At 44.9% G+C, this 25694-nt stretch carries 28 protein-coding genes; 17 read left to right on the top strand and 11 right to left on the bottom strand.

Going from position 1 to position 25694, the window contains the following annotated elements; all coding sequences use genetic code 11:
* Positions 1 to 27: 27 nt before the first annotated feature.
* Both B0182_RS04855 and B0182_RS04850 read right to left on the bottom strand, forming a co-directional pair.
* The gene (locus tag B0182_RS04855; protein ID WP_112742196.1) at positions 28 to 507 is read right to left on the bottom strand and encodes a pyrimidine dimer DNA glycosylase/endonuclease V; all 480 of its coding nucleotides are present in this window, start codon (positions 505 to 507) and stop codon (positions 28 to 30) included.
* Between the two features lie 6 nt (positions 508 to 513).
* Positions 514 to 936, bottom strand: coding sequence for an HIT family protein (locus tag B0182_RS04850; protein ID WP_078273853.1), 423 nt, complete (start codon positions 934 to 936; stop codon positions 514 to 516).
* A 155-nt stretch (positions 937 to 1091) separates the two neighbouring features.
* On the opposite strand from B0182_RS04850, the gene B0182_RS04845 reads away from it, so the two are divergent.
* Complete coding sequence (locus B0182_RS04845) at positions 1092 to 1544, top strand: hotdog domain-containing protein (protein ID WP_078273852.1); 453 nt, start codon at positions 1092 to 1094, stop codon at positions 1542 to 1544.
* Between the two features lie 95 nt (positions 1545 to 1639).
* On the opposite strand, the gene hemE is transcribed toward B0182_RS04845, so the two are convergent.
* The 3 genes from hemE to cgtA all read right to left on the bottom strand — a co-directional run bounded on the left by hemE (position 1640) and on the right by cgtA (position 5456).
* The gene (gene hemE, locus B0182_RS04840; RefSeq protein ID WP_078273851.1) at positions 1640 to 2746 is read right to left on the bottom strand and encodes a uroporphyrinogen decarboxylase; all 1107 of its coding nucleotides are present in this window, start codon (positions 2744 to 2746) and stop codon (positions 1640 to 1642) included.
* 354 nt (positions 2747 to 3100) lie between these two features.
* Positions 3101 to 4216, bottom strand: a complete 1116-nt coding sequence (gene proB, locus B0182_RS04835; protein WP_078273850.1) for a glutamate 5-kinase — start codon at positions 4214 to 4216, stop codon at positions 3101 to 3103.
* A 25-nt stretch (positions 4217 to 4241) separates the two neighbouring features.
* Positions 4242 to 5456, bottom strand: a complete 1215-nt coding sequence (gene cgtA / locus B0182_RS04830; protein WP_078273849.1) for an Obg family GTPase CgtA — start codon at positions 5454 to 5456, stop codon at positions 4242 to 4244.
* Positions 5457 to 5641: 185 nt separating this feature from the next.
* On the opposite strand from cgtA, the gene B0182_RS04825 reads away from it, so the two are divergent.
* From B0182_RS04825 to B0182_RS04815, 3 genes are all read left to right on the top strand, one after another.
* Positions 5642 to 6130 (top strand): hypothetical protein, encoded by a 489-nt coding sequence (locus B0182_RS04825; RefSeq protein WP_078273848.1) that lies wholly within the window; start codon positions 5642 to 5644, stop codon positions 6128 to 6130.
* An 8-nt stretch (positions 6131 to 6138) separates the two neighbouring features.
* Positions 6139 to 6336: a hypothetical protein gene (locus B0182_RS04820; protein WP_078273847.1), complete on the top strand. Its 198-nt coding sequence runs from the start codon at positions 6139 to 6141 to the stop codon at positions 6334 to 6336.
* A gap of 115 nt (positions 6337 to 6451) precedes the next feature.
* Positions 6452 to 6895, top strand: coding sequence for a CPBP family intramembrane glutamic endopeptidase (locus B0182_RS04815; protein WP_158079634.1), 444 nt, complete (start codon positions 6452 to 6454; stop codon positions 6893 to 6895).
* 240 nt (positions 6896 to 7135) lie between these two features.
* Here B0182_RS04815 and rpmA read toward each other — a convergent pair whose 3' ends face one another.
* Positions 7136 to 7393 carry a 50S ribosomal protein L27 gene (gene rpmA, locus B0182_RS04810; protein WP_078273845.1) on the bottom strand — a complete coding sequence of 86 codons (258 nt, stop codon included), beginning with the start codon at positions 7391 to 7393 and terminating at the stop codon, positions 7136 to 7138.
* A gap of 40 nt (positions 7394 to 7433) precedes the next feature.
* The gene (rplU, locus tag B0182_RS04805) at positions 7434 to 7745 is read right to left on the bottom strand and encodes a 50S ribosomal protein L21 (RefSeq protein WP_078273844.1); all 312 of its coding nucleotides are present in this window, start codon (positions 7743 to 7745) and stop codon (positions 7434 to 7436) included.
* A gap of 570 nt (positions 7746 to 8315) precedes the next feature.
* On the opposite strand from rplU, the gene B0182_RS04800 reads away from it, so the two are divergent.
* The gene (locus B0182_RS04800) at positions 8316 to 8810 is read left to right on the top strand and encodes a hypothetical protein (RefSeq protein WP_078273843.1); all 495 of its coding nucleotides are present in this window, start codon (positions 8316 to 8318) and stop codon (positions 8808 to 8810) included.
* Between the two features lie 20 nt (positions 8811 to 8830).
* Positions 8831 to 9232, top strand: coding sequence for a hypothetical protein (locus B0182_RS04795; protein WP_078273842.1), 402 nt, complete (start codon positions 8831 to 8833; stop codon positions 9230 to 9232).
* A gap of 582 nt (positions 9233 to 9814) precedes the next feature.
* Here the strand turns inward: B0182_RS04795 and folP are convergent.
* On the bottom strand, positions 9815 to 10735 hold the full coding sequence (gene folP / locus B0182_RS04790) for a dihydropteroate synthase (RefSeq protein WP_078273841.1): 921 nt from the start codon (positions 10733 to 10735) through the stop codon (positions 9815 to 9817).
* 600 nt (positions 10736 to 11335) lie between these two features.
* Between folP and hflX the strand changes: the two genes are divergently transcribed.
* Positions 11336 to 12730 (top strand): ribosome rescue GTPase HflX, encoded by a 1395-nt coding sequence (gene hflX / locus B0182_RS04785; protein ID WP_078273840.1) that lies wholly within the window; start codon positions 11336 to 11338, stop codon positions 12728 to 12730.
* Positions 12731 to 12792: 62 nt separating this feature from the next.
* Here the strand turns inward: hflX and B0182_RS04780 are convergent, their stop codons facing one another.
* Positions 12793 to 13434: a hypothetical protein gene (locus B0182_RS04780; protein WP_078273839.1), complete on the bottom strand. Its 642-nt coding sequence runs from the start codon at positions 13432 to 13434 to the stop codon at positions 12793 to 12795.
* A gap of 3 nt (positions 13435 to 13437) precedes the next feature.
* Positions 13438 to 17646 carry an ATP-dependent RNA helicase HrpA gene (gene hrpA, locus B0182_RS04775; RefSeq protein WP_078273857.1) on the bottom strand — a complete coding sequence of 1403 codons (4209 nt, stop codon included), beginning with the start codon at positions 17644 to 17646 and terminating at the stop codon, positions 13438 to 13440.
* A 179-nt stretch (positions 17647 to 17825) separates the two neighbouring features.
* Here hrpA and tolQ point away from each other — a divergent pair, with 179 nt between their 5' ends.
* The 10 genes from tolQ to B0182_RS04730 all read left to right on the top strand — a co-directional run bounded on the left by tolQ (position 17826) and on the right by B0182_RS04730 (position 25058).
* The gene (tolQ, locus tag B0182_RS04770) at positions 17826 to 18512 is read left to right on the top strand and encodes a protein TolQ (RefSeq protein ID WP_078273838.1); all 687 of its coding nucleotides are present in this window, start codon (positions 17826 to 17828) and stop codon (positions 18510 to 18512) included.
* Between the two features lie 8 nt (positions 18513 to 18520).
* Positions 18521 to 18988 (top strand): protein TolR, encoded by a 468-nt coding sequence (gene tolR / locus B0182_RS04765; protein ID WP_078273837.1) that lies wholly within the window; start codon positions 18521 to 18523, stop codon positions 18986 to 18988.
* A 16-nt stretch (positions 18989 to 19004) separates the two neighbouring features.
* Entirely contained in the window at positions 19005 to 19958 is a 954-nt protein-coding gene (locus tag B0182_RS04760; RefSeq protein WP_078273836.1) for a cell envelope integrity TolA family protein, read from the top strand.
* Positions 19959 to 20212: 254 nt separating this feature from the next.
* A complete protein-coding gene (locus B0182_RS04755; RefSeq protein WP_078273835.1) occupies positions 20213 to 21520 on the top strand; it encodes a PD40 domain-containing protein in 1308 nt (435 codons plus the stop codon).
* Positions 21521 to 21555: 35 nt separating this feature from the next.
* Positions 21556 to 21678, top strand: a complete 123-nt coding sequence (locus tag B0182_RS15135) for a hypothetical protein (RefSeq protein ID WP_264676253.1) — start codon at positions 21556 to 21558, stop codon at positions 21676 to 21678.
* A gap of 39 nt (positions 21679 to 21717) precedes the next feature.
* Positions 21718 to 22071: a hypothetical protein gene (locus B0182_RS04750; protein ID WP_078273834.1), complete on the top strand. Its 354-nt coding sequence runs from the start codon at positions 21718 to 21720 to the stop codon at positions 22069 to 22071.
* A 128-nt stretch (positions 22072 to 22199) separates the two neighbouring features.
* Positions 22200 to 23120 (top strand): transaldolase family protein, encoded by a 921-nt coding sequence (locus B0182_RS04745; protein ID WP_078273856.1) that lies wholly within the window; start codon positions 22200 to 22202, stop codon positions 23118 to 23120.
* Between the two features lie 100 nt (positions 23121 to 23220).
* On the top strand, positions 23221 to 23385 hold the full coding sequence (locus B0182_RS04740; protein ID WP_029102102.1) for a rubredoxin: 165 nt from the start codon (positions 23221 to 23223) through the stop codon (positions 23383 to 23385).
* Positions 23386 to 23391: 6 nt separating this feature from the next.
* Complete coding sequence (locus B0182_RS04735) at positions 23392 to 24396, top strand: alpha/beta fold hydrolase (RefSeq protein WP_078273833.1); 1005 nt, start codon at positions 23392 to 23394, stop codon at positions 24394 to 24396.
* A gap of 59 nt (positions 24397 to 24455) precedes the next feature.
* Complete coding sequence (locus B0182_RS04730) at positions 24456 to 25058, top strand: fumarylacetoacetate hydrolase family protein (protein ID WP_078273832.1); 603 nt, start codon at positions 24456 to 24458, stop codon at positions 25056 to 25058.
* 27 nt (positions 25059 to 25085) lie between these two features.
* On the opposite strand, the gene B0182_RS13860 is transcribed toward B0182_RS04730, so the two are convergent.
* Entirely contained in the window at positions 25086 to 25655 is a 570-nt protein-coding gene (locus B0182_RS13860; RefSeq protein ID WP_112742194.1) for an oxidoreductase, read from the bottom strand.
* Positions 25656 to 25694: the final 39 nt, after the last annotated feature.

Here is a 25694-nt window from a genome sequence, read left to right as displayed (position 1 = left end):
ATTGTATGTTTAAGGGTTAAATTAAAACTATAACCAATCAGGGCTTGGGCGACCCGTATACGCCAAAATATCCGCCTTGCCACAGCGATAATAGGCGCGATAAGCGGTGACTGTATCATCGCCTTGATACTCATCGGGCATGACCTGTGGCGGTGCTACAAATGGCGTGTCGGCAGAGATGGGGCAGTTTATCAGAATGTGGCGGAGCTTTTGGTCGGTCAGATGAACCTTGCCATAGCGGTGCGTATATTCATCACACAGGGCGACAAACAGCTGATAAAGCCAGTCATAATGCGACTTTGAGCCACGCACCCACACCGCACATGGGTGGTTTTGGTGCGTGCATTTATACAGAACCGCCCGCTCATCATCGCAAAGGACGCTATCACCTAGATGATGAGCGGTACACAGTAACTGGGCGTATTCTAATATCATCTTGACCACATGCTTATTACCATGAAAAATGGCACAGCGTATCGGGTCAGGGTCAAGGTAGAAAATGTTCAAAACGCCCTACTTACCGTCAATGACTTCACGGATTTTACTTGCCAGCTCCGCCAGCTCGTCTTGGTCTGCCATGACACTCTCGTGCTTGCCCAGCTCGTGGACGTGGGTTGGGATTAGGTGCATGTGGTAGTGAAATACGCTTTGTCCTGCACCCGCGTGGTTAAGTTGCATCTGCACAATGCCGTCCACACCTAGGGCAGTGCGTTGGGCAGTGATGACTTTTTGGGCGGTTTTGAACACTGCACAGGCATACTCGCACGGCAAATCAGACAGCTCCACCGCTTCACATTTTGGAATGACCAGCACATGACCTGTTGCCTGTGGCATGACGTCCATAAAGGCAAGGGTTTTGTCATCTTCATAAACCTTATGGCAAGGAATCTCGCCACGCAGGATTTTGGCAAAAATGTTGGTGTTGTCGTAAGTCATGGGCTACTCCTTTTTACAAAATGAATACTTACATTCTAACACAAACCATGTTAAAAACACCCTGATTTTTCAATTTTTAACAAAAACACTTTCCACATAAAGATGATATTTTTTACATTTAGATGTACAATGGTTAAAAATTTAAGGAATAACCCATGATTGCTCAAGCAAAACCCATTTTTAGCAACCACCACAAAGTCTATATCAACCACACAGACGCAGGCGGTATCGTCTATCATGCCAATCATTTGACTTTTTTTGAGAACTGCCGTCGGGATTGGCTGACATCGCTCGGCTTTAATGGTTATTTTTTTGACACGAACGGGACGGCAGATGGCACAGACGGACAGCAAGGCAAGGTGCATTTTGTGGTCAGTCGCGCTGATTTAACCTATAAATTACCACTTTTGGTTGATGACAACCTTGTCGTTGCCATTACTGATGTCGCCAAAAAGCCCGCCAGTCTCATCATGACTCAGTGCATCTACCGCAGTGATGATGATTTTAATCAGGGAAAGGTCGCCACCATTGGTGTGATTACCCTTGCTTGCGTCATGAACAGCGAACACGGCATTCGCCCCTGTCGTCTACCTATGGCGTTTCGCTGATAATTTGTCAAAATGGCGAAATCATGGCAAACAGTTTGGCTTAACCACAAAAAAACAGGAAGTATTTTCTCCCTTTTTTTACTTTTGACAGTAGCTTACAGTTTAAACTCATGCACACTATCCACAAATACCTTAGCGTGTTCGGGTTTGACCCACTGGGTAATGCCATGCCCAAAATTTGCCACATAGCCCGTTTTGTCATTCACATAGGCATCTGATAGCATATCATGTACCGCCTTTTTGATGTCGGCAGGCGAGCCGTAAAGCGTGGCAGGATCAAGGTTACCTTGAATGGCTTTTTGACGTTGTAGCTTTTTGTGCTTGACCGTCAAAGCCTTTTGAGCATCATTAAGTTCATGTCTTGCCTTGTCTAGGGGCATTGTCCAGTCCAGCCCCAAGCAGTCGGCTTGACTGTCCGCTTGAGCATCAAGCCATAAGCCACCGCCTTTGGTAAACATGACCACAGGCACATCGGGGTGATTGGCTTTTAAGCGGGCGATGATTTCACGATTATAATTATGGCTAAATTCCACAAATTGACGATGACCCAACGCCCCACCCCAACTGTCAAAAATCTGCACAATCTGAGCCCCTGCATGTATCTGAGCGCCCAGATAATCCACGACAGCGTCCGAGATTTTGGCAAGTAAGGCGTGCAAAAACTGTGGTCGGGCGTACATCATCTCTTTGGTATGGCGAAACTCACGGCTAGAACCGCCTTCCACCATATAGGTCGCCAAAGTCCAAGGACTGCCACTAAATCCAAACAGTGGCACTTGTCCGTTTAGCTCTTTTCGGATATTGGTTACCGCTTTTAGCACATAGTCAAGCTGACTGTTTACATCAATTTTTGGCAAACGTTCAAGGTCGGTCGGTGTGCGTACGGTGTATTTAAGTTTAGGGCCTTCGCCTTCTTCAAAATAAAGTCCAAGCCCAAACGCATCAGGGATTGTCAAAATATCACTGAACAAAATCGCCGCATCCAGCTCAAAACGGCGTAACGGCTGCAAGGTAACTTCAGTCGCCATGTCGGTGTCCTTGCACAGGCTTAAAAAATCACCTGCTTTGGCACGGGTTTCTTTGTATTCTGGTAAATAACGCCCTGCCTGCCTCATCATCCATACAGGGGTGACATCAATAGGCTCAAAACGCAAAGCACGCAGTAGGCGGTCATTTTTTAGGGGGGCAAATTGTTGGGTCATTGTCATTCCACTGGTTAAGTTAATTTTTAGTTGGCTCTGGTTCAAAAAGTATGCTACAAAGAAAACCGTTCGTGGTGAGCTTGTCGAACCATAACGGTTTTCCTACCCGTAGGCATAGCTCAGGGCGAACGGAAAACCTAGTTCAGCATACTTTTTGGACTATTATCTTTTAGTTAAATCAATTTTTAAAATTTTTTCATTGTTAATTGACTATACCTTTGGGTAAATTTGTAGGGGCAAATGACACTTGCCCTTTAATAACGTGCTCATTTTTGGGCAAATTGCAATTCGCCCCTACACACCCAAATTGTAAAATGCATCTTTATTAAACAATATCAAAATTTTAAATATCTATCACAAAACCGCCATGTCATCACGGTGCACCATAATGGCTTTGTCGTTGTCGCTTAGGTTTAGGATTTGTAGGACTTCATCGGTGTGTTTTTGGGTGATTTGTTTGGCTTGACTGCTATCAAAACCAACTTGACCCACCGCCAACCGCACTTTTTGGGTGTTAACAATCTCCACCACATCGCCCATGTCAAAATCACCTTGCACGTCTAGCACGCCCACAGACAGTAGCGATTTGTGCTGTTCGGTAATCGCCTTGACTGCCCCATCATCGATGATGAGCGTGCCCGCCATACGTAGGTGCGTGGCAAGCCATTGCTTTTTGGCAATCAGGCGGTCGGCATGGTCGGTCGTGAGTCGTGTGCCGATAGCCTCGCCATCCACCAGTCGCACGATGACATTTTCCACCTTACCATTGGCGATGATGGTCGGGCAGTTTGCCATGGCGGTCAATCGCCCCGCACGGATTTTGGTTAGCATACCGCCAGACCCCCATTTACCACCGTCCCCTGCCACATCAAACAGATAATCCGCCATCGCTCGCTCGCTTGTGATAAGCTTGGCGTTGGGATTGGTGCGTGGATTGTCGGTAAATACACCGTCTTGATCGGTTAGGATAATGTACAAATCCGCCCCTATCATGGTCGCACTCATCGCCCCAAGCGTGTCATTATCGCCAAATTTTATCTCGCCATAGCTGACCGTATCATTTTCATTGATGACAGGCACGACACGCCACGCCAAAAGCTGGCTCATGGTCTGGCTAATGTTAAGATAACGGGAGCGGTGAGCTAAGTCGTCATGAGTCAAGAGAATCTGTGATGACTGCACGCCTTTTTGGATTAACGCTTGCCACCATGTCTCAATCAGCCCCATCTGTCCAATGGACGCACAGGCTTGCAAGGCAGTCAATTTTTTGGGGCGTTCGGGCAGATTCATGCGAACCACGCCTTCGGCAACCGCCCCACTAGACACCAGCACAACTTCAATCCCACGAGCGTGCAAGGTGGCGATTTGTCTTGCCCATTCATAAATGGCGGTACGGTCCAGTCCACGACCGTTGTTGGTCAGTAGCGATGAGCCGATTTTTACCACGATACGCTTTGGCAAATTATCCATGCTATTTCCTTATATCAGCCCATCATCAGTACGGAGCGTATTCCACTGCCACATCATAGTCGTCATCATTCCAATCATCATCGTCATCGTCCGATACGCCCTCACGCTCGGCTTTACGGCGGGCACGGTAGGCTTCTTTTTGGATTTCGGTGTTGTGGCGAACTTCTTCTTCAAGTCTGGCAAATCGTTCAGCTCTTTCTTTGGCAAAATCAGCGTCCTCCGCCTCTCGCTCTTGCTCCGCCTCAATCTCACTCATCAGATGATATTTAATCTCGTCCACACCTTGTCCGCTAATGGTAGACGTGCGAAACACTTCGCCCTGCCAGTCTAGCTCTTTGACGATATTATTACAAACTTCATCAATCTCATCATCTTCTAATTGGTCAATTTTGTTTAATACCAAAATTTGGGGCAATTTGGACAATTCAGCAGAGAATTTTTCAAGCTCATTTAGAATAATGCGTGCGTTCTCCACAGGATTTGACTCATCAATGGGTTTTACGTCCACGATATGAAGTAGCCGTCTGGTACGGGCAACGTGCTTTAAAAAGCGAATGCCAAGCCCTGCCCCATCTGACGCCCCTTCAATCAAGCCCGGGATATCCGCCATCACAAAGGACTGATGCGTTCCCACGTCCACCACGCCTAGGTTCGGCACAAGGGTGGTAAAAGGATAATCCGCCACTTTTGGGCGAGCGGACGACACTTGACGGATAAAGGTGGATTTACCTGCGTTTGGCAAACCAATTAGCCCCACGTCCGCCACGACTTTTAGCTCTAACTTCAGATTTTTGGCTTCGCCAGCAAAACCAGGGATTGCTTTACGGGGGGCTTGGTTGGTAGAAGTTTTAAAACGGGTATTACCAAACCCACCGTCTCCGCCTTTAGCAACAAGCACGACTTGCCCCACTTCGGTCAAATCGCCAATCACCACATCAAGGTCGGTATCAATAATCGTTGTCCCTACAGGCACTTTTAGATAGATGTCGTCCGCCCCTTTGCCCGAGCAGTTTTTGGAGCGACCGTTTTCACCCCTTTTGGCTTCAAATTTACGAGTATAACGAAAATCCACGAGTGTGTTGGTGTTGTCATCAGCAATCACATAAACATCGCCACCCTTACCGCCATCACCGCCATCAGGCCCGCCTTTGGGGACAAATTTTTCACGGCGAAAACTAACAATGCCGTTACCGCCATCGCCTGCCTTTACGCTGATTACAGCTTCATCAATAAAACGCATAATTTCTCAAAATATTTTAATCTAACTGGTAATTATATCACATTTTTTATAAAATCTTTATCATAAAAGCACGGTTTATAAAAAATATCTGTTGGTTAAAAAATTATATCCGAACGATTATAATACATTCATCACACTGGGCGTATATTTATGAATTTACACAATATTGGCTTGGTATTGGCTGTATGGCAGTAATTTTAGCAACCAGATTTTATTTTCAGCCGATTTTTCGCTATTATGACCTGCACCAAAGCTTATTTTTTAAAAGCATGACTCAAACACTCATTAATGACACAGGCAACAAACGTATTCACTACAGGCACGTTTGTTTTTCACACACATATTTCTGGGATAAAGATGAGCGACCCTATCAAATGGAGCTAACCACCATGCCCTCACTTATCTCAAAAGAATTTCAAGCAGTTATCAAGTTTAATAACACACACATTGAAGAAAATCACCTTATGGCAATTGACAATCGCACAAATAACATCACAGATTCTTTCATCAATGAACTCATCAAACGTTCTGCTAAATTTGACCACTCCTTTAGCACTTCACACGAAGCGTTATATGAATTTTATACTACCGCTTGCATTCCTGTGCGTTATATGAAATATTGCAATCATTACTATGTATACCCCACCACACCTATTTCTCATACTCATCAGTAGGAAACTCCATGCCCCTAGAACCACATGACAATGATTTTGATGGTAATTTTGATGAGAACTGGGAATATGAAGAGCCCTTATTTTCAAAAATAGAAATTCTCATTTTTTCTATTGCAACTCTCACATTGGGCATTTTTTCAACGTTTATCTTTCATTTTTTTAATGAAGAAATTATTAAAGTCATTTATCCTTTTGGCTTACAATGAGAAATTATGGTTTTTGATTTTATTTAAAAGCGGTTTATGTTTACTTACCTTTGTTGTGATTTGGCTTGTCCATTATCGTCTTTATCATTATTCTTATGAAGGTTTGTCTTCATATTTGGGATTTAACAAACCAAATTGGAATTTTTTATTATTATGGACGATTATTTTTATTAGCTTACATTCATTTCAATGGGCGAATCACACCCGAGCTATTCATATTAGGTTAAGCGAAGATATTTTAACTTATGGACTTTGGGCAACCTTAATCAGCACCGTGATTATTGCCCCTATTTATGAAGAAATTCTGATGCGTGGATTTTTATGGCGGGCGACCTTAGATGCCTTTCAAAGCGAACGCATTGCTTTAATTCTTAGCAGTGCTGTTTTTGCTTTTGCACACTACAACTTTGACCCAACCGCTGTAATGTTCTATTTTATCAGCAGTTTTATTTTTGTTTCTGCCAGAACCACAGGGGGAACACTTGCCTTTGCCATATTTTTGCATTTTTTACACAATTTCGCCTTGGTGTTGGAAACGTTGGTCATCATGTCAAAATAATACGGTCAAAAATTTTAAAAGTACCGCAAAATCAACCTTAGGCGTAAGGTGCGTACCACACACCGTTTTTAATGAAATCTATTTAATGGTGCATGATACGCACCTTACGCAGGCTTTATACCCCCCTATCCAAAACACCACGCAAACATCAAAAAGTATTATGTTAAATAAATTTTAATCACCGAAACAAAAATCCCACTAGTGTATACTCGTGGGATTTTGTGTCAAGCCTTTGGCCAATTATTCGCCAACAACAGACACATAACGGCGACCAAACTCGCCTTTCTTTTCAAATTTTACCACGCCATCAGTCAAGGCAAATAGCGTGTGGTCACGACCCATGCCTACGCCTTCACCTGCGTAAAATTCGGTGCCACGCTGACGCACGATAATGTTACCTGCGATGACATCTTGACCGCCAAATACTTTTACGCCGAGCATTTTTGGGTTAGAATCGCGACCGTTTTTGGTGGAACCACCAGCTTTTTTAGTTGCCATGAGAATATCTCCTGTGAATACTTTTTATAAAGTATATAAATTAACCATTGATTGCGTTGATTTTAAGCTCGGTGTACCATTGACGATGACCTTGCTCTTTGTGATAGTGCTTACGGCGACGGTGCTTAACGATACGCACCTTTTTGCCACGACCGTGAGAAACTACTTCTGCAACCACGCTGGCACCAGCAACCACAGGCTGACCGATTTTTACATCAGCACCATTTACTACCATCAGCACTTCCTCAATATTCAAGGTTGCACCAACTTCTGCTTTTAGAAGCTCAACTTTCAAAGTCTCGCCAACGCTGACACGGTGTTGCTTACCGCCACTTTTGATAACTGCGTACATTTGTACTCTCCAAGAAACCTGTCTGCCGTGATTGGCGACCTGCCAACACTTGAAAACGGACGAGACTAGGATAAAACGCCTCATTATACGCTATTTTTTCGGGGAGTGCAAGTATTTTTATGTGTAGACCATTGTATAGTCAAAGGGGCGAATGTGTTCTAATGCCGATTGGGAATTTTGTTCAGCTTGTAAGTTGGGTTACAATACGAAACCCAACTTTTTTTCTACCCTGCACCCCAAAAACTTACAAATGATGACATTGGTGGTGTGGTGTTATTATCAGTGGGCGTGGGGTGATAGATATAACTTTTTTATAAAGAGCGTCTTTAAATGGTACGCCTATTGACAAAGACCATCTGCAACCATTAAAATTCCAAGGTCAGCCCGTATTTGAGTTAAGCGATAGCAAAACCCAACGGTCTAAATTTTGGATTTAAAATATTGGATTTCGTTATCTCAACCCAACCTACGAACTTCCATAGAAAAAATGGGCAATTTCAAACCTGATAACAGCTCTTTTTATCGTGATACCGATGAAAAAGCCCAAATTTTTGATACTTTCAAATTGAAATGAAAAAACTATATGAAATTTTAGACAAAAATTACAACGATTATAACTTAGGCTTTGAAGTCCAATCGCCTGAAAAAGAATTCGTTTCGTGGGATAGCACTTATGCCGAAATAATCGCCTTGCCCTGCGTGGAGCCTAACAACACGCTCGATATGGAGCTGGAACTTTCCAACCACTACGCCTTTAAATATCCTGTGCGAGTGGGAAATCTGCTCTTTAAAAATTGGGGATTTTATTATGTTTCCCACCACAGAAAGGATATTGCTGTTCAGTCGTATTCTTTTGTGGTTTTTAATCCTTATACCATTAATTTAGAAGAAGTTTTAGCGATAAAAAACACTTTGCACAGGCATTTAAAAGAACGCAAAAATCATATTCCTTATTACGACATCGGTTTTGATTTTGACACCAATAATCATTGTATTTTTGGAAAGATACTCAACAGCTTCATTTTGAAGTCATTAACCAAAGAGAATATCCGCATTTACTTTTGAATGAAAAATATGAAAGCAAGATGCAAATTTCTGATTTTGTGCTTTTTGAAGAAGAAATTTCTTTGACCAGAAATTATAAAGAATATCAATCGGTGAAACGCCGACCACCTATTTTAACAGAGCGTTTCGGCAAAAAGCCTGTTCTATGGGTGGATACAACCAATGGAATTTTGGGAATTGCCGATGAAATATCAGCTCAATTTGTACCGCTTGACCAAATAGAACGCTTTGAAATGACGCGTGCCTTACCCGCCAAAGGCTGCGGCTGGGACGATTTTTGCATTTTAGAAAAGGGCAAAGAATACACCACTCGCCTTTTAATTTTGCCTTGTTATGCTTTTGATAAAAACCATTTAAAAGAAAAGATAGAAAAAGTGATTGGGCAAAAACTGCCTATTAAAGATTATGGTTATGATTGTTAAAAATTATTTTTTTATCAATTCAACTTTTAAGCAAAAAAATGACAAAATATCTATTTTTTAAAGAAGATGGCATTGCTTCTATCTAAGAAAAGATGTTCATTCCAAGCCTTCAAAAAGCGATGCCGATTTGGGTTTATACTGAAAATGAATATTTTAACGATTTTTCACTCAAACAAAAAAAGGCTTTTGAAACATTTTTTAACGCCGAAAATATTTTAACCCCACTGCAAGTCGCCATAGCTCGGTAGGTTGGGTTAAGCGATAGCAAACCCAACAATTTAAGTTTCGGATTTAAAATGTTGGGTTTCGTTATCTCAACCCAACCTACAGACTATACATCTTACTTTCGGATTGATTTTTTTTGAAAATATTTAATTTAAAATCCCAAAAATCAGATATTTCTCACAAGCATCATTATATTAAAAAGCAATACCAACCATCGCCAATACCATTTCTATTTTTGTGGCTTTTGGGTATTTCATTCCAATGCAAATAAAAAATATCTGATTTCTAATCATATATTTTATTATCCCCACCAAAAATGTCAAAAACGCCAAAAATTGCAAATACGCAAGCCCTTTATCAATCGTCATCAACCCTATCCGAAAGCGAATACCACACCGCCAAACTTTGTGCCACCTGTGCCACATTATGCGTCCGCACAATGCCTACCCCCTGTGCCACCGCAAAGAGAGCAAGGGCGGTGCTGGCGGTATCTCGCTCGGCAGGATTGGTGTTTGCTAGGGTTTCAATACCGCTCTCCGCCAAAATTTCGCCAACAAAGCGTTTACGAGATACGCCAAACAACATCGGATAACCCAATTTGCCAAATTCACCCAAATTCTTAGCAATATCAATATGATGCCCGTATTCTTTGGCAAAGCCCATACCCACATCAAGGACGATGTTTTCTCGCCGAACGCCCGCTTGCACCGCCTTATCCACCAAGCCCCCAAGCTCCGCCGACACTTCGGCTAGCACATCGTCATACACCGCCATTTTGTCCATTGTGAGAGGCTCGCCCCGACTGTGCATTAAGACGACAGGCAAAGCCAAACGACTTGCCGTCTCTACCGCCCCCGCCCTTGACAGCCCCCGCACATCGTTCCAAATGTCCGCCCCCAAATCCGCCATTTGTGCCATAACGGCCGGGTTACTCGTGTCAATGGACAGCCAAAGATTGGGGTAGGTTTTTTTGATTTCACGGACAATGGGCGTTAGACGAGCCAGCTCCAAATCGTCTGTAACAGGCGTGGCATTGGGGCGAGTGGATTCCGCTCCAATGTCAATAATGTCTGCCCCTTGCCGTAGCATTTCGTCCACTCGGGCAAGGGCGGTGTGGGTGGCGGTAAATTGCCCACCGTCCGAAAAAGAATCGGGCGTAACATTTAAAATGCCCATTATTCTGGGTTTGGATAAATTTAAAATTTTGCCATTGGCGGATAAGGCAAAATTGGGCAAAGGGGCGAATAAGGGGTTTGGGGTTTCGTTAAAGTCGGTCATTTTAAATTTTCCAAATAAAGTTCGGTTTGTTGCTGATTTAAGTGATGCCAAATGACAAAAATTTCATTTTTGGCGTAAGGTGCGTATTACGCACCATTAAAAAGAATTAGTCCAAAAGTGGTGTATGGTACATATCTTATAGTTGAATATGGCAATTATTATAACAGATAATTTTATTAAAATCATTGTATTTTTTTAAAATAACAATGATTTAAAAATTGGTTTATTTTGATAATCATAAGGTGCGTATTACACAACACCTTATTTAACTTATCGATTATTTTTTAATATAAAAACCATTAAGATATAATCTTATAATGATGATTTTTAATCGTGTGTGATACACACCTTAAAATCCAAATTAAAAAATAAAATAATTAAATTACCATTTTTAGTTATTAACTTTTAATAGTTCTTGATACGCACCTTACCAAACTTAATTTTAAAAAATAGCAAAATTGATAACTTATTATTTTTTTCATTTAAAAAACCACAATCTAATCAACTTTAAAAAATAATTTTTATTGCACAATAAACCTTGAAAAAAATTTTTAATTATGCCATTATACTTTATTTTAAAATCCTTGTTAAGGAAAAACTTTGCACTATTTTGAACAACACAAAGACACAGAAAAGGCGATTTTGGTGCATTGCACCTTTAAAAGTTTGGATTTTGCCGACAATCAAAACGATTTGGACGAATTTCGCCTACTTGCCATTTCTGCCGATGCCGAAATTTTGGGCGAAATCACAGGCACAATGAACAAACCTTCTGCCAAATATTTTGTAGGGACGGGCAAGGCGGACGAAATCGCCCAAAAAGTTGCCGAAACAGGGGCAGAAATAGTTCTTTTTAATCATACACTTACACCCAGTCAAGAACGCAATTTGGAAAAAATCTTGCAATGCAAGGTCATTGACCGTATGGGGCTGATTTTAGACATTTTTGCCAAACGAGCAAGGACTTATGAAGGCAAACTGCAAGTGGAATTGGCACAGCTGACCCATTTATCGTCAAGGCTGGTGCGTGGCTATGCCCATCTTGGACAACAAAAAGGCGGTATTGGGCTACGGGGCCCCGGCGAAACCCAGCTTGAAACCGACAGACGGCTACTCCAAGTGCGGGTAGGTCAGCTCAAAGCCAAGCTCGCCAAAGTCAAGCAAACTCGCCAAATCGGACGAGCCAAACGCACCAAATCGTCCACGCCCACCGTCTCGCTGGTCGGCTACACCAATGCGGGCAAATCCACGCTGTTCAACGCCTTGACGGGCGAGAACATTTACAGTGCTGACCAGTTGTTTGCCACGCTTGACCCCACTTTGCGTCAAATTGACTGGCAAGGCGTGGGCAAAGTGGTGCTGGCGGATACGGTCGGCTTTGTGCAAAATCTGCCACACGAACTTGTGGAGAGCTTTCACGCCACGCTAGAAGAGACTTTGGAGGCGGATTTGTTATTGCATATTATTGACAATAGCAGTCCCAACATGCACGAGCAGATTGACGCAGTTAATAGCGTCCTTCATGAAATTGGTGCAACCGCCCCTGTCTTGCTTGTCCATAACAAAATCGACAAAACCAAAGAAAAGCCCACCATTCATTATAAGGATGCTACCACACCCCACCGTGTTTATGTGTCGGCTCATGCAAATTTGGGTATCAATGAACTAACCCAAGCGGTGCAGGAACTTTTGGTGGGGAGCTTGTCGTATTTTTACTTAACCCTACCCTATCACGCAGGACAATTAAAAAACGCCTTGCATGAGCTTGGGGTCATTACTCATAGTGAATTTGATGAAACTGGACATGAAATGCTGACGGTTCGCCTTGCCAAAGACAAATTAAAAGAGCTACTCGGCAAATATCATCTTAATGCCTTTGATGTATTGCCACCACATGAGGCAAACAGTCTTTTGCCTGTATTGGAGGAGTTTGAAAAAGTAAATATCAAACCCAATGATGATAATAATGACGAATTAAATCCGTTTTATTTTTAAGTTTAATCTCTCTGCCAAAAATTTGGGATTGGTTTGTAATAAAAAGTGCGTGCCATCAATGACTAAAAAGTCAATATTCTCAAACATCGTCCCAAATGCCAATCCTGCTTTTTATCAACCAAATCATCACACCTTGCCGATACATATACGCAAGGGACTGATGATTTTGGTAAATGGCTTGGGATTTTGGCATGAGCGATATTGGATAGACGCTTTTTAAACAAGGGTAAAATGGCAGGACTACTAATGACTGCCAACACTTCACGAAATAAGCCAATCAATTCCTCATTTGCCCAATGACGAAATAATAGAAATCCCAATAATTGATTTGGCAATAATCTCGCCCATGCAGGATTGATGAAAAGTCCAAATTTTGCCAATACAGACGGACATGCCAAAAACCCACCGATAATATAAATCTTTTCAATAGCTAATTGGCATTTTAATAAATAAGGCACAAACAGCGATGAATAAGATTCAAACACCACCACAAAAGACTCATATCCAAAATTACCATGAATAAACTTGACAATTTTATCAGCTTGATATTCTAATGCTTGATTGTTATTATCTTTAATATGACAAGCATTAAAATCATAAATGGCAATGCGATAATTGACATCTGATTGATTTAATTCATCAAGCAATGGACGAAATAAAATCCCTGTGCCGTCCATGCCTGATAATAATAACAAATTTTTCATACCCTACCTAGTCATCACACTCGCCCACACCTTGTCGAGTCGTTTTGCCGAGACAGGCACCGCCGTTTTCATGGGTTGGGAAAACAGTTGTATGCGGTATTCTTCCACAAGCCAGCGATACTCGCTGATTTTTGGGTCGTGAATGCGGTTTGCCAGCCTTTCCATATGCTCATCAAGGGCATACACCCCGTCCAAATCATTGTCCAGATTGTTCGGCAAACGGTCAAGACGCACCTTTAATGCCCCCAAATAACGGGGATACTGTCGCCAAGCCTCATAAGGCACACGATAAACAAAATCGCCCAAACACAAATCATCAAGCTGGTCTTCAATGTCATCAATGCTCTCGCCAAAAATATCACGGTCAAGCATCAAAAGCTGTCCCCGCACCGTTTGCCAAGTGGTGTAAATGTCCTTTAAGACCTTTAACATCTCTTGTCCCACGCTCAAAAACTGACCGCTTATCAACTCCCTAACCGCCCCAAACTCGCCTGCATTTAGGGGCACTTTGTCAAGCAAATCGCCCATCTTATCATCACGCACAAAGCCCGCCACCTTTTTACGCACGCTCGTATCAACAAAGGGCTTGGCGTATTTTTCAAAAGTCGCTTGCAAAGTCGCATCCACCAGCACGCTTTTTAATTTTTCCAAATCACCCAAAGGAGCGAACGCCATTTTAAAGACTTTATCAATTTGAGAAGTCAGCTGTTTTTGTTTTGCTCCGAGTGTCAGCCTGACAAGCGACAACACGCCTTTTTTATGCATGGCTAATGCCCCTGTCAAGTCGCCAAATTCCATCACCGCTACTTTGCCCGTCTCATCAGGACTTAGGGCAAAAAAGGCTTGTGTTACCATGCCCTTATGATGACGAGTTTTGATAAAGTCAAAATGCTCAGGGAAGCTGTCGTGAATGCCTTCGGACACGGTCTGTACTTGGGCGTGCGTGCGGTACTTGGCTTGCAATTTTTCCAAATCTCGCCCTTTTTCAATCACTCGCCCCTTGTCATCAAGCACGCAAATCAAGGGCTGTAAATATTTATCAATCTCATGAATCTTAAAATCGTCCGCCCCCACTTTTACGCCCATTCTAAGCAGATTATGACAAAGTTGGTCTAAAAGTCCCACGCCATTGCCCTGCGTAAGTTTGTCCATCAGGGCGTGGGCGGTGTCAGGAATGGGGACGATTTTTCGGCGAATGTCTTTTGGCAAGGTTTTTAATAGCCCTGACACAAGCTCAAACCGCCACCCTGCCACACCCCACAATAAATCCACACCATCAAGCTGAGACAATGCCCCTGCCCCCACTTTGACGCTTACGCCGTCATCGTCCGAGCTTGGGTCAAAGACATAGGACAAGGGGAATTTGACTGCCCCCACTTGCCAAAATTTGGGAAATTCTTGTCCGACATTGACGACACTGTTTACGACATCTTCGTCTTTAAATTTTAAAAACTCATCATCGCCTACCTTGCCAAGCCAATCTTCAAAGGCTTTGGCGGACGCAATGTGGGGCGGAATTTTATCATCATAAAATTCATAAAGTCGCTCTTCGTCCACGAGTAAATCTCGCCGTCTTAGCTTGTCTTCGGTGTCGCCCACGTCTTTGATTTTTTGGCGGTTGTGGGTCAAAAACGGCAGGGCTTTAGGGTATCGCTCGTCCGCTTGGCTGTCCTGTACGTCCCCCACCAAAGCATCACGGATAAATATCTCACGGCTTGCGGTCAGGTCAATGGTTTCATAATTGACCAATTGTTTATGAACAATAATCAGCCCAAACAGGCTAATCTGAGCATAGGCTTGCACTCTTCCGGCTTTTTTTGACCAATGTGGCTCAAAATAATGGTATTTTAAAAGATTTTTGCCTGCCGACAAAATCCACTCAGGTTCAATCTTGGAAAGTGTACGCATATACACTTGTGAAGTTTCCACCACTTCAAAGGCGAGCACCCATTCTGCTCCTTTTTTATGCAAGGTGCTGGCAGGAAAAATACGTGCCTTTTGGTTTTTGGTCATGAGATACTCGCCCACCGTGTCGGTTTTGTGAGCAACAAAAGATAGCAGTGCCGTCAATAACGCCCGATGAATGCTGGTATAATCTTCGCTAAATTGCAGTTTGGTTTTGCCTTGTTCTTTTAAACTGGCTAAAATCGCACTGTTTCCTACCTTAGCTTTTTTACCGCCTTTTAAGCCAATGCGACCTTTTGGGGCATCTTTTTTATCATCAGCTTTTTTGGTATTATTATCGTCAATTTTATTGTCATTATCAGCAATCTGATAACCCAAATCTGCCACCATTTGACTAAGCTGTTCATGCGTTTTTTGCCATTCTTTGATGCGTGGAAATGACAAATAATGCTTTTTGGCAAAATTCTTGCGTCCGTTGCCAGTCAGCTTATCGCCACCGTGCATTTCATGGGCGCTAAACAGTACGTTAAACAATTCTACATAAAACAAAAAGTCCGAATTTTCACGGCGAAACAGGGCGTGCTTTTGGTCAGCTTGCGACTGTTTATCGGCAGGGCGTTCACGCACGTCTTGCACGGCAAGGGCGGAGACGATGATGAGCATTTTGTCAAGGCAGGCAAATTCATGCCCTGCGATGAGCATACGGGCAAGGCATGGGTCTATCGGCATACGAGCCATTTTTTTGCCAATGTCGGTCAAAGCGGAGTGTTTTTGTTTGCTCGTTTTTCCTTTTAGGGCTTTTTTAAAGGCGGTTTTGGTTGGCGTGTCGGATAACGCCCCAAGCTCGTGTAGGAGTTTTCGTCCGTCATTGACAAGGCGTAAATCAGGCGGTGTGATAAAATCAAATTCTGCCACATCGCCCAGCCCCAAATGCTCCATTTGCAAAATCACGCTTGCCAAATTGGTACGCAAAATCTCAGGCTCGGTAAAAGGCGGACGGCTGTCAAAATCTTCTTTAGAGTACAAACGTATGCACACACCGTCCCCAATCCGTCCACAACGTCCCGCTCGCTGGTTCGCCGCCGCTTGGCTAATGGCTTCAATAGGCAAACGCTGAATGCGTGAGCGGTAATTATAACGGCTAATCCGTGCAAAACCCAAATCAATGACATAGCGGATGTTTGGCACGGTCAAGGCGGTCTCGGCAACGTTGGTTGAAATGATAATCCGCCTACCCCCTGTGGGCTTAAAAATACACTGTTGTTCGGCAAAACTTTGGCGGGCAAACAAGGGCAAAATCTCGGTGTGGGGCGGTGCGTGAGCGGTTAAAATGTCCTGTATCTCACGAATCTCGGCTTCGGTACTGGCAAAAATCAAAATGTCCGATGAGCTTGGGTGTCCTTCGGTGCGTGCGTCATCAAAACACTCGGCAACGGCAGACGTCAAGGCTCTGGGGAGCTTGTCTTCCATGTCATCAAAAGCGTCATCGTCATGGCTTTTGACAATCTCATCTATCAAGGGGCGATAGCGGGTCTCCACAGGATAGCTTCGCCCTTCTACGTTGATAATCGGCACATCGCCTTTTACGGACGCCTTAAAATACTCGGCAAAACGGGCGGTGTCTAGGGTGGCTGACGTGATGATGACCTTTAAATCAGGGCGTTTTGGCAGTAGGCGTTTTAAATAACCCAAAATAAAGTCAATATTTAAGCTACGCTCGTGCGCTTCGTCAATGATAATGGTGTCATAGCGTGTCAAAAACTTGTCCGACCCCAGCTCGGCAAGCAAAATACCGTCCGTCATGAGTTTGATAAGGCTATCACGACTGCCCTGCTCGGTAAATCGCACCTTAAAACTCACCGTCTGCCCCAAACTCTCGCCAAGCTCGTCTGCAATTCGCATGGCAACACTGCGAGCGGCAAGCCGTCTGGGCTGAGTGTGTCCGATTTGCCCTGTGATGCCCCGTCCTGCGAGCATGACAAGTTTGGGGAGCTGAGTGGTTTTGCCCGAGCCTGTCTCGCCTGCCACGATGATGACTTGATTGTTCTGTATCGCACGGATAATCTCATCGGCTCGGGCGGTAACGGGCAAATCGGCATTGAGCTTATCCTTTAAATCAGACGGCACGCTGTCCATACGAGCTTGTACCGCCTGACTAGAACGCTCAATGATACTATCAAGCTGGGCTTGTTTTTTGGCCTTGATGTCGGCAGGAAAATTGCCACGCAACTCACGCTCTAAGCGATGAGCGATGTGGCGGTCTTTGGCGAGTAGAAGAGTGTTGGGATTTTGGGTTGCATTTGGCATTGTTGTGTTATCATTAATCATTCTAAAAATCAGATAAATGGGGCTTATGCAAGGATTTACAAGCCGTGCCACTGGCATTAAGGATAATTTTCATACCGTTTGTAAACTTAGGCACACTTTTTGGTGTGGTTTTTTAAAAAACCAGCTATAATAAGCCATTTTTGGCAAAATTTTATACGATGAGCGAACTTAACGTTTTAGATTTGATTTTAGAAGCCAGTTTGCTGGTGCAACTGGTCATGGGATTGCTACTGCTCCTATCATTAATTGGTTGGGGGTTGATTTTTCACCTGTCCGCCAAACTTGGCAGTGCTAAACGCTTTGATAATGATTTTGAAGCGTGGCTATGGTCAGGCAACACCCTTGCCAAACAGTACAGCTCAGTTGCCAATGAGCTTGAACGCACCGGCTTAGAGCAGGTGTTTTTTGTCGGTTATGGCGAGTTTTTAAAAGCCCAAAAATCAGGGGCAATGCAAGCCGACACGCTAGACAGTGTTGAGCGTAAATTTAAAGTCGCCATTGGCAAACAACAAGCCGTATTAGAGCAAGGCTTGGCAACCTTAGCCAGTATCGCATCAGTCTCGCCTTATATCGGACTGTTTGGCACAGTGTGGGGGATTATGACCGCTTTTATTGGGTTATCTAGTGCTGAGAGCGTGAGTCTTGCTACCGTCGCCCCTGGTATTGCCGAAGCCTTGATTGCCACCGCCATGGGGTTATTTGCCGCCATTCCTGCCAGTCTTGCCTTTAACCATTTTAGCGCCAAGGCAGGAGCGTTGTACGAGTCTCGGGCGCTGTTTTGTGAGGAGCTAACGGGTGTATTTGCTCATGAGTACACCATGGCACAGCGTACTGGTCGGAGTTAGGCGACATCATGAAAAACAGCTACACACGTGCCAAAAAATCCCTAAATAGCGAGATGAATGTCGTCCCTTACATTGACGTCATGCTCGTGCTACTCATCATCTTTATGGTAACCGCTCCCATGCTCACGACAGGGGTAGAAGTCAATTTGCCAAGTGAGAAAACCAGTAACATCACCAAAAGTGAGCTGACCCCTGTCATCGTCTCTCTTACCAAAGATGGTGAGCTGTTTGTCAGTCATGAGAGGGCCATTGATCAAGCCATCAGCGAGAGCGAGCTGTCTGCCTTGCTTACCGACATGGCACAGGCGAACATGGGCGAGAGCGGTAGCCAGCTCCAAGTACTGATTAATGCCGATAAAGATAACGCCTATGAAGCGGTCATGCACGTCATGGCACTGGTGCAAGGGGCAGGTGTTACCAAAGTCGGACTGTTAAGCGGTCAAAGTAGCACTAAAAAGCAATCCAGCAAAAAATAAAAAATAACAGCTCATCATGAACCATCAAACCGCACGCCTAGACTTAGACAACATCGGCACCAAAGAGCCTAAACCCTTGCTCTCGCTCGTGGGTAGTGTCGTGGTGCATGGGCTGATTGTGGCAGGAGTGCTGTTTGCCTACACCCAACAAAAACCTCTACCCGAAACCATCTCCTTAGAAGCGAGCCTAGTCACAGGGGACGACCTAGCAGGGGCAGAAGCCGCCATTGCTGACGCCTTTGCTGAGCATCAAGCCCGGTCCCAAGCCCAAGCCGATAGCATCCAAAACACCACCACCCCTGACAGCAGTCGCAGTGCTCAGCTAGAAGCCTATTATGACGACCTTGCCAGGCGTGAACGTGCCTACCAATCTCAAATGGCAGAGTACGCCAAAAGCCTAGACGAAGAGATACTCTCCGAGATAGAAATGCAAAGGCAAGCCATGGCGGACGAAGAGCGTGAACGGGCTCGTGCCGTGGCAGAGCTAGAAGCTCGAGAACGCAGTAATGATGACATCGCCCGTGAGAACAGCCAAGGGCTTGATGAAGCCCGAGAACGCCGTGATAACGCCATTGCCGAAAAAGAGCGTGCCAATCGTACCGACAGCCGAAGTTTGGACGATGGACAAAGCACCATCAAAGATACGCCCACCACCCCCACCGTAGGACGTGGCGGAGCGGTCAGTGGCGGTAATAGCAGTGGCAGTAGCGGACAAAGTAGCAACCGCAACGAAGTCATCTCTGCCTTGCAACGCCACATTCGCTCACATTGGCGAGCCACTGGCAAAAACCAAACTTTACAAGTCAAGCTCAAAGTGGATGGCGGTGGTAACGTGCTGAGCGTGCAAGTCTCAGGCGGTGATGATTATTTGCGTGAACAGCTAGAAGATACCGTGCGTCGAGCCAGTCCACTCACGCCCATTGTTGGCACGAATTATCGTGACTTGAATTTTAATTTTAAAATCAATTAGAATATATAGGGCGTGCCTGTCTTTTATAACACTATTTACAATATAGAAATATTTTAGAAAAAACTAATCGTTTTTGCATGAAAAATGGCTAAATCTTGTGGCTCGAAGGCGAAAACTTGTCTGATAGAAAACTCACAGCCTCAAGTTTTTTCCTTGAAAAACGTGCGATTTTTCGTGATTTTCATTGCAAATACAAAAGTTTAGCACGCCCTGCATCCCCAAATATCATATTTAAACATTTTTAAGGATACCTCATGAACATCAAAACCCCCCTATCCCACCTAACCCTAGCTGTCGCCCTAGTCGTGGCAAGCCCTGCTTTTGCCGTGGGTTATGGCTCACTGGGCAACACCAATGACAGCGAGCTTAACTTTGACATTGACGTCGATGGTGTGCAAAACCCCTACCAAGTCGCTCTCATTCCCTTTGCTGGCGACAGTGTGGTCAGCAACACCGTCATCAACAACCTAAGCCACACCGAACTAAAAACCACCAGTCAAAACCTACCCCAACGTGCCCACTCCTCTGCCGAGATTAGCCAAAACCTATCACATTGGCAAAATGCTGGTTTTAATTATGTCGTGGTTGGACAAACCCAAAACGTCACAGGGGGCAAAATCGCCATCGTCTTTGAAGTCATCGAAGTCGCCACAGGACGTGTCATGCAAGGCAGACAAACCAAATACAGCGAGAACAACCAAAGCAAACTTCGCCACACCGCTCATGTTGTGAGCGATAAGATTTATGAAATCATCACAGGCGAACCAGGCGACTTTACAGGGCGTATCGCTTATGTCGAAGAGACAGGCGACCCACGCAATAAAACTTCCACCCTAAAAGTGATGGACGCTGACGGGCAAAACGTCCGTGTGCTATTTAGCACGCAAGGCTCTATTTTTAGTCCCACATGGTCGCCTGACGGTCAGCGTATCGCCTACTCTGTACAAAAACCTAACGGCTTGCCAGTCATTCATCTGCAAAGTGCCAGTAGCAGTGGTGGCGGTCAAGTCATTACCCCATTTAAGGGTAACAACCTAGGGGCATCGTTCTCGCCTGACGGCACCAGTATTCTTTTCTCAGGCAGTCATGAAAATAATGACCCGTCCATCTATGAGCTACACATCGCCTCAGGTCATCTAAAACGCCTAACCAACATGAAAGGGGCAGAAAACTCACCGCAGTACACCCCAGACGGTCGCTCTTTTGTCTTTACCGCTGACAATGGCTCACGCACGCCACGCCTCTACCGCTACAACATGAACACGGGGCAAGCATCAGCCATTGGCGGTGCAGGGGCAAACCCCCGAGTCAGCCCAGATGGTAGCAAAATCGCCTATGTCTCAGGGCGTAGCCTAGTGGTAACAGGGGCTGGCACGATTGACACGACAGGCATTGATGAATCAGCAAGTTTCTCACCCAATGGTAATCGCATCGTTTATTCATCTCACAAAGGCGGACGTGGTCAGATGACCATTCGCTCTCTAAAAACAGGGCAAGCCTTTACCATTGACACCCAAGGGACGGTGCGTGAACCAACATGGTCACGTGGTGGTATCAACTGATTTGGACTTGGGCGTGTTGAATATTGGTATTTGCAATGAAAAATGAGAAAAATCGCACGTTTTTCAAGGAAAAAATGCAGGCTGATAGTTATTCTATCAGACAAGTTTTTGACGATGAAAAACAAGATTTAGCCATTTTTCATGCAAAAATTGATTGAAATTGTCAAATTTTACCATATTTTATAAGAATGTTATCAATGTTCAACACGCCCTTATCAATCATCCTAAAAAAACGCACGACTCATCTGCTCGTGCGTTTTGGCTTAGTGCTACTTTGTGGCATGCTCAGTGCCTGCCAACACATCCAGTGGGTGAATAGCCCCCTGCCCGTCACCCTAAACTCAAACCTTAACCCCAACACCCCCGAATACACGCCCAACCTACGACAAAAGCACCTGCCCATCCACCCCTATCATGGCAGAGCGATGTGCGATGACATTAGCTTTGCCAAAAATCCTGCCATCAAAAATCGCCTAGCCTCCAAGCCATGCACCCCCAAAGAAGCCAAGCGTTATGAAAAGCCGTTCTTTTTGTTGGAAGATTGGTTTTAATCTTTATCAGATTCCGCCAAAGTATTATCCGCAGCAGACATGCTCCAACTTTTCCCAACAAATATTTTGCCAAACGTCCGTATTTGTGGTATGTTAAAGCACTTTTATCATCAAGGATACCCATGACCATGAACGCCCTAACCGCTCTCGCTAAGCACACCACCATCGTTGCTGATACAGGTGACCTAACCGCCATCGCTCGCTTGCGTCCACGAGACGCCACCACCAACCCAAGCCTAGTAACCTCCGCCCTACTCTCAGGCGAGCATGACGAGCTTATCCGCCAAATCAAAGGCTTAGGACTGTCTGATGATGACACCATCGACCGTCTCACTGCCGAACTGGGCAAGCGGATACTCTCGCACATCGACGGACGGGTCTCCACCGAAGTGGACGCACGCCACTCATTTGACACCGACAAGACCCTGCAAAATGCCCTAGCATTCATCGAACTCTATGACAAACTGGGCGTAGACACCAGTCGCATTCTCATCAAAATCGCCGCCACTTGGCAAGGCATCAAATCCGCCGAAATCCTAGAAAAACAAGGCATTCACTGCAACCTAACCCTGCTCTTTACCGACACCCAAGCTCGTGCGTGTGCTGACGCTGGGGTTAAGCTCATCTCGCCGTTTGTGGGGCGACTGACCGACTGGCAAAAGGCACATGAAAACCACCAAAGCATTGACATAAATGATGATTTGGGCGTAAACTCAGTCAAAAATATTTATGAATTTTATAAATCGCACGGCTATGCCACCGAAATCATGGGGGCAAGTTTTCGCTCCACCGCCCAACTCCTTGCCCTAGCAGGGTGCGACTTACTCACCATCTCGCCTGCCTTGCTTGATGAGCTTGCCAGCATGGAGACGGACGTTGCCCGCCAATTAAACCCAAGCCAAACAGTGCTAGAACGTCCTACACCCCTTGACGAACAAGGCTTTAAAAACTTACAAGACCACACTCCTGTCAATGAACTGCTTTTAAAAGGCATTGACGGCTTTGTCAAGGCTCGGGCGGATTTACAAAAGCAGTTACTTGAAAAATGATTGAAAAAAACAATACGATTGATTTTTTCAATCAAAAAAGACTTTACAAAATGGGCGTATGAGTGTAAACTATATACCCATTTATCAATGAAGTTTTGCCATGAAAAAATACCAATGTATCGTCTGCGGTTGGATTTATGATGAAGCCTTAGGCTGTCCCGAAGAGGGTTTGCCTGCTGGCACACGTTGGGAAGACATCCCAAACGACTGGACATGCCCCGACTGTGGCGTGAGCAAAGAAGACTTTGAGATGGTTGAGATTTAATCATTCATGGTCTATTTGCCACCGCCCATCGCCCACACGCCACCGCCAAGCTGGGATAGATTTAACCAAGACTGGCGAGCATCCGACCTATCGCCCCATTTTTATCAAAGCATGGTTGATGTTGGACGTGGTATTACACTGTGTGTCGAAGCAGGGGGCAACCCTGACCATCCGCCTTTACTGTTCATCACAGGCTTTGGCTCGCAAATGCTGTTTTGGTCGGATACTTTTTTAAAAAAGTTTATGGACGCAGGGTTTTTTGTCATCAGATTTGACAACCGTGATACGGGTCTCTCCACCAAAATCAAGCACCTAACCAAACTGCCACACACCAACATCCTAAAAATGATTGCCAAAAACCAAATTGGCTTATCCAACGCCCGTGAAAAAGTCGCCTACACCCTGCCCGACATGGCGGACGATGTCGCAGGGCTGATTGGGGCGATGAATTTGGGCAAAACACATCTGGTCGGGGCGAGCATGGGCGGTATGATCGCCCAAATCGTCTGTGCCAAATACCCCCATCATATCGAAAGGCTTGCCCTGCTGTTTAGTAGCACCAACCACCCCTTTTTGGTGCCACCCAAACCCAAAGAGTTCTCTACCTTTTTTAAAAAAGCCCAAAGCAACAGCAAACGGGACATGCTCCGTCATGCGGTATGGTTTATGACAGCGGTCGGCTCCCCCGGTCATCTAGACATCAAAGGCACTCGCCACATCGCCTCAATCCGCTATCATCGCTGTCATCATCCGCTTGGCATGGCACAGCAGATGAACGCCATCCTTGCCACAGGCTCGATTTTCCAGTATACTCGTCAAGTGACCGCCCCCACACTCGTCATTCACGGCAACAAAGACGGGCTACTACACCAAAGCCACGGTAAACACATTGCCAAAATCATCCCAAACAGCCGATTCGTAGCGGTAGACGGCATGGCACATGACCTGCCGGTGTATTATCAGCCGTATTTGGCAAGTTTGATAATGGGGCATTTATCATCACAAGCCTGAGTTCCTAAGCCCATTGGCTACGCTTTACTAGTTTTTGCCCCAATTTTTGGAATTTTGCCATGACTACTGTCTTTATCAACAAGCAAGCCCACCCCATCAACACCATCTACTGCGTCGGGCGTAGCTATGTGGAGCATATCCACGAGCTTAACAACGAAATCCCTGCCGAACCGTTGGTTTTTTTAAAACCCAACAGCAGTATCACAACAGGCGATACGCTCACCTTGCCCGACTTTTCGGAGAATATCCATCACGAGACCGAGCTTGTGCTACTCATCGGCGAGAACAAGCAAATCATCGCCTACACGGTAGGGCTTGACTTGACTGCCAGAGACGTGCAAGACGTGTGCAAAGCTAAGGGCTTGCCGTGGCTTAAAGCCAAAGGTTTTAAGGGAGCGTGTTGGCTTGGGGGATTTAAGCCATTTAGCGAACGCCATTATCATTTATCCTTAGCCGTCAATGGCGAGATTCGTCAAGACGACAGCACCGAAAAGATGATGTATTCATTTGACTATTTGGTGGATTATTTGGATAATCTCTACGGCATACAAGCAGGCGACATCATCATGACAGGCTCACCAAAAGGGGTGGGCAAGATAGAACGTGGCGATAAACTGGTGGTGAAGATTGATGATGATAGGTATCATCTTAACATCCAATAACACCAAAATCCAAAGCCAACTTATTTCTTAACTTCTCCCCGTACTAAGCCCCGCCTTGCCATTTTCCCAAATGATCTTGGCAAGCACACGCCACGCCGATAGCTTAGGATTGGGCGATTTGCCTTGTCCGATGAGTGTCATTTGGCTCATATGCCAGTCCATTTCTAGCACCGAGCCGATTTTGTCATCAAGCGGTTTAATGCCTGTTTTTATGCGATTGGTCTGCACCGTTTCATAAGTGCCATTTTTGATTTGATTGGGTAAATCAGGCACAAGGGCAAAAGGACGAGCCACGCCCACCATGTCCAAATGCCCGCTTGACAATACGTCATTCATCACCACCTCGCTTCTAAACCCGCCTGTGATAATGAGCGGTACTTGGCTGATTTTGCGTCCCTTTTCGGCATAATCTAGGAAAAAGGCTTCTCTTTGGCGTGTGCTGGATTTTTCAGCCAGCATTACAGGGCTTTCGTAGTTTCCGCCAGAAATTTTAATAAAATCAATGCCCAATTCTGATAATTTGGCGACCACAGCAAGGCTGTCATTTTCATCAAATCCGCCCTTTTGAAAATCGGGTATTGTTAAAAACAAATACATAAGTTAAAATAACTCAATACTTTACCATAGAGTAAAAAC

It is taken from the genome of Moraxella bovis (genome assembly GCF_002014975.1).
In the GTDB taxonomy this organism is placed as follows: Bacteria; Pseudomonadota; Gammaproteobacteria; order Pseudomonadales; family Moraxellaceae; genus Moraxella; species Moraxella bovis.
The sequence above is the reverse complement of the archived record's forward strand: the minus strand, read 5'-3'. Positions and strand labels throughout refer to the sequence as shown.

What these genes read in the sequence shown, in the direction of transcription:
- B0182_RS04850 (WP_078273853.1), bottom strand. Translation starts at nt 936, where the DNA reads ATGACTTACGACAACACCAACATTTTTGCCAAAATCCTGCGTGGCGAG.
- B0182_RS04845 (WP_078273852.1), top strand. Translation starts at nt 1,092, where the DNA reads ATGATTGCTCAAGCAAAACCCATTTTTAGCAACCACCACAAAGTCTAT.
- hemE (WP_078273851.1), bottom strand. Translation starts at nt 2,746, where the DNA reads ATGACCCAACAATTTGCCCCCCTAAAAAATGACCGCCTACTGCGTGCT.
- proB (WP_078273850.1), bottom strand. Translation starts at nt 4,216, where the DNA reads ATGGATAATTTGCCAAAGCGTATCGTGGTAAAAATCGGCTCATCGCTA.
- cgtA (WP_078273849.1), bottom strand. Translation starts at nt 5,456, where the DNA reads ATGCGTTTTATTGATGAAGCTGTAATCAGCGTAAAGGCAGGCGATGGC.
- B0182_RS04825 (WP_078273848.1), top strand. Translation starts at nt 5,642, where the DNA reads ATGGCAGTAATTTTAGCAACCAGATTTTATTTTCAGCCGATTTTTCGC.
- B0182_RS04820 (WP_078273847.1), top strand. Translation starts at nt 6,139, where the DNA reads ATGCCCCTAGAACCACATGACAATGATTTTGATGGTAATTTTGATGAG.
- rpmA (WP_078273845.1), bottom strand. Translation starts at nt 7,393, where the DNA reads ATGGCAACTAAAAAAGCTGGTGGTTCCACCAAAAACGGTCGCGATTCT.
- rplU (WP_078273844.1), bottom strand. Translation starts at nt 7,745, where the DNA reads ATGTACGCAGTTATCAAAAGTGGCGGTAAGCAACACCGTGTCAGCGTT.
- B0182_RS04800 (WP_078273843.1), top strand. Translation starts at nt 8,316, where the DNA reads ATGAAAAAACTATATGAAATTTTAGACAAAAATTACAACGATTATAAC.
- B0182_RS04795 (WP_078273842.1), top strand. Translation starts at nt 8,831, where the DNA reads ATGCAAATTTCTGATTTTGTGCTTTTTGAAGAAGAAATTTCTTTGACC.
- folP (WP_078273841.1), bottom strand. Translation starts at nt 10,735, where the DNA reads ATGACCGACTTTAACGAAACCCCAAACCCCTTATTCGCCCCTTTGCCC.
- B0182_RS04780 (WP_078273839.1), bottom strand. Translation starts at nt 13,434, where the DNA reads ATGAAAAATTTGTTATTATTATCAGGCATGGACGGCACAGGGATTTTA.
- hrpA (WP_078273857.1), bottom strand. Translation starts at nt 17,646, where the DNA reads ATGCCAAATGCAACCCAAAATCCCAACACTCTTCTACTCGCCAAAGAC.
- tolQ (WP_078273838.1), top strand. Translation starts at nt 17,826, where the DNA reads ATGAGCGAACTTAACGTTTTAGATTTGATTTTAGAAGCCAGTTTGCTG.
- tolR (WP_078273837.1), top strand. Translation starts at nt 18,521, where the DNA reads ATGAAAAACAGCTACACACGTGCCAAAAAATCCCTAAATAGCGAGATG.
- B0182_RS04760 (WP_078273836.1), top strand. Translation starts at nt 19,005, where the DNA reads ATGAACCATCAAACCGCACGCCTAGACTTAGACAACATCGGCACCAAA.
- B0182_RS04755 (WP_078273835.1), top strand. Translation starts at nt 20,213, where the DNA reads ATGAACATCAAAACCCCCCTATCCCACCTAACCCTAGCTGTCGCCCTA.
- B0182_RS15135 (WP_264676253.1), top strand. Translation starts at nt 21,556, where the DNA reads ATGAAAAATGAGAAAAATCGCACGTTTTTCAAGGAAAAAATGCAGGCT.
- B0182_RS04750 (WP_078273834.1), top strand. Translation starts at nt 21,718, where the DNA reads ATGTTCAACACGCCCTTATCAATCATCCTAAAAAAACGCACGACTCAT.
- B0182_RS04745 (WP_078273856.1), top strand. Translation starts at nt 22,200, where the DNA reads ATGAACGCCCTAACCGCTCTCGCTAAGCACACCACCATCGTTGCTGAT.
- B0182_RS04740 (WP_029102102.1), top strand. Translation starts at nt 23,221, where the DNA reads ATGAAAAAATACCAATGTATCGTCTGCGGTTGGATTTATGATGAAGCC.
- B0182_RS04735 (WP_078273833.1), top strand. Translation starts at nt 23,392, where the DNA reads ATGGTCTATTTGCCACCGCCCATCGCCCACACGCCACCGCCAAGCTGG.
- B0182_RS04730 (WP_078273832.1), top strand. Translation starts at nt 24,456, where the DNA reads ATGACTACTGTCTTTATCAACAAGCAAGCCCACCCCATCAACACCATC.
- B0182_RS13860 (WP_112742194.1), bottom strand. Translation starts at nt 25,655, where the DNA reads ATGTATTTGTTTTTAACAATACCCGATTTTCAAAAGGGCGGATTTGAT.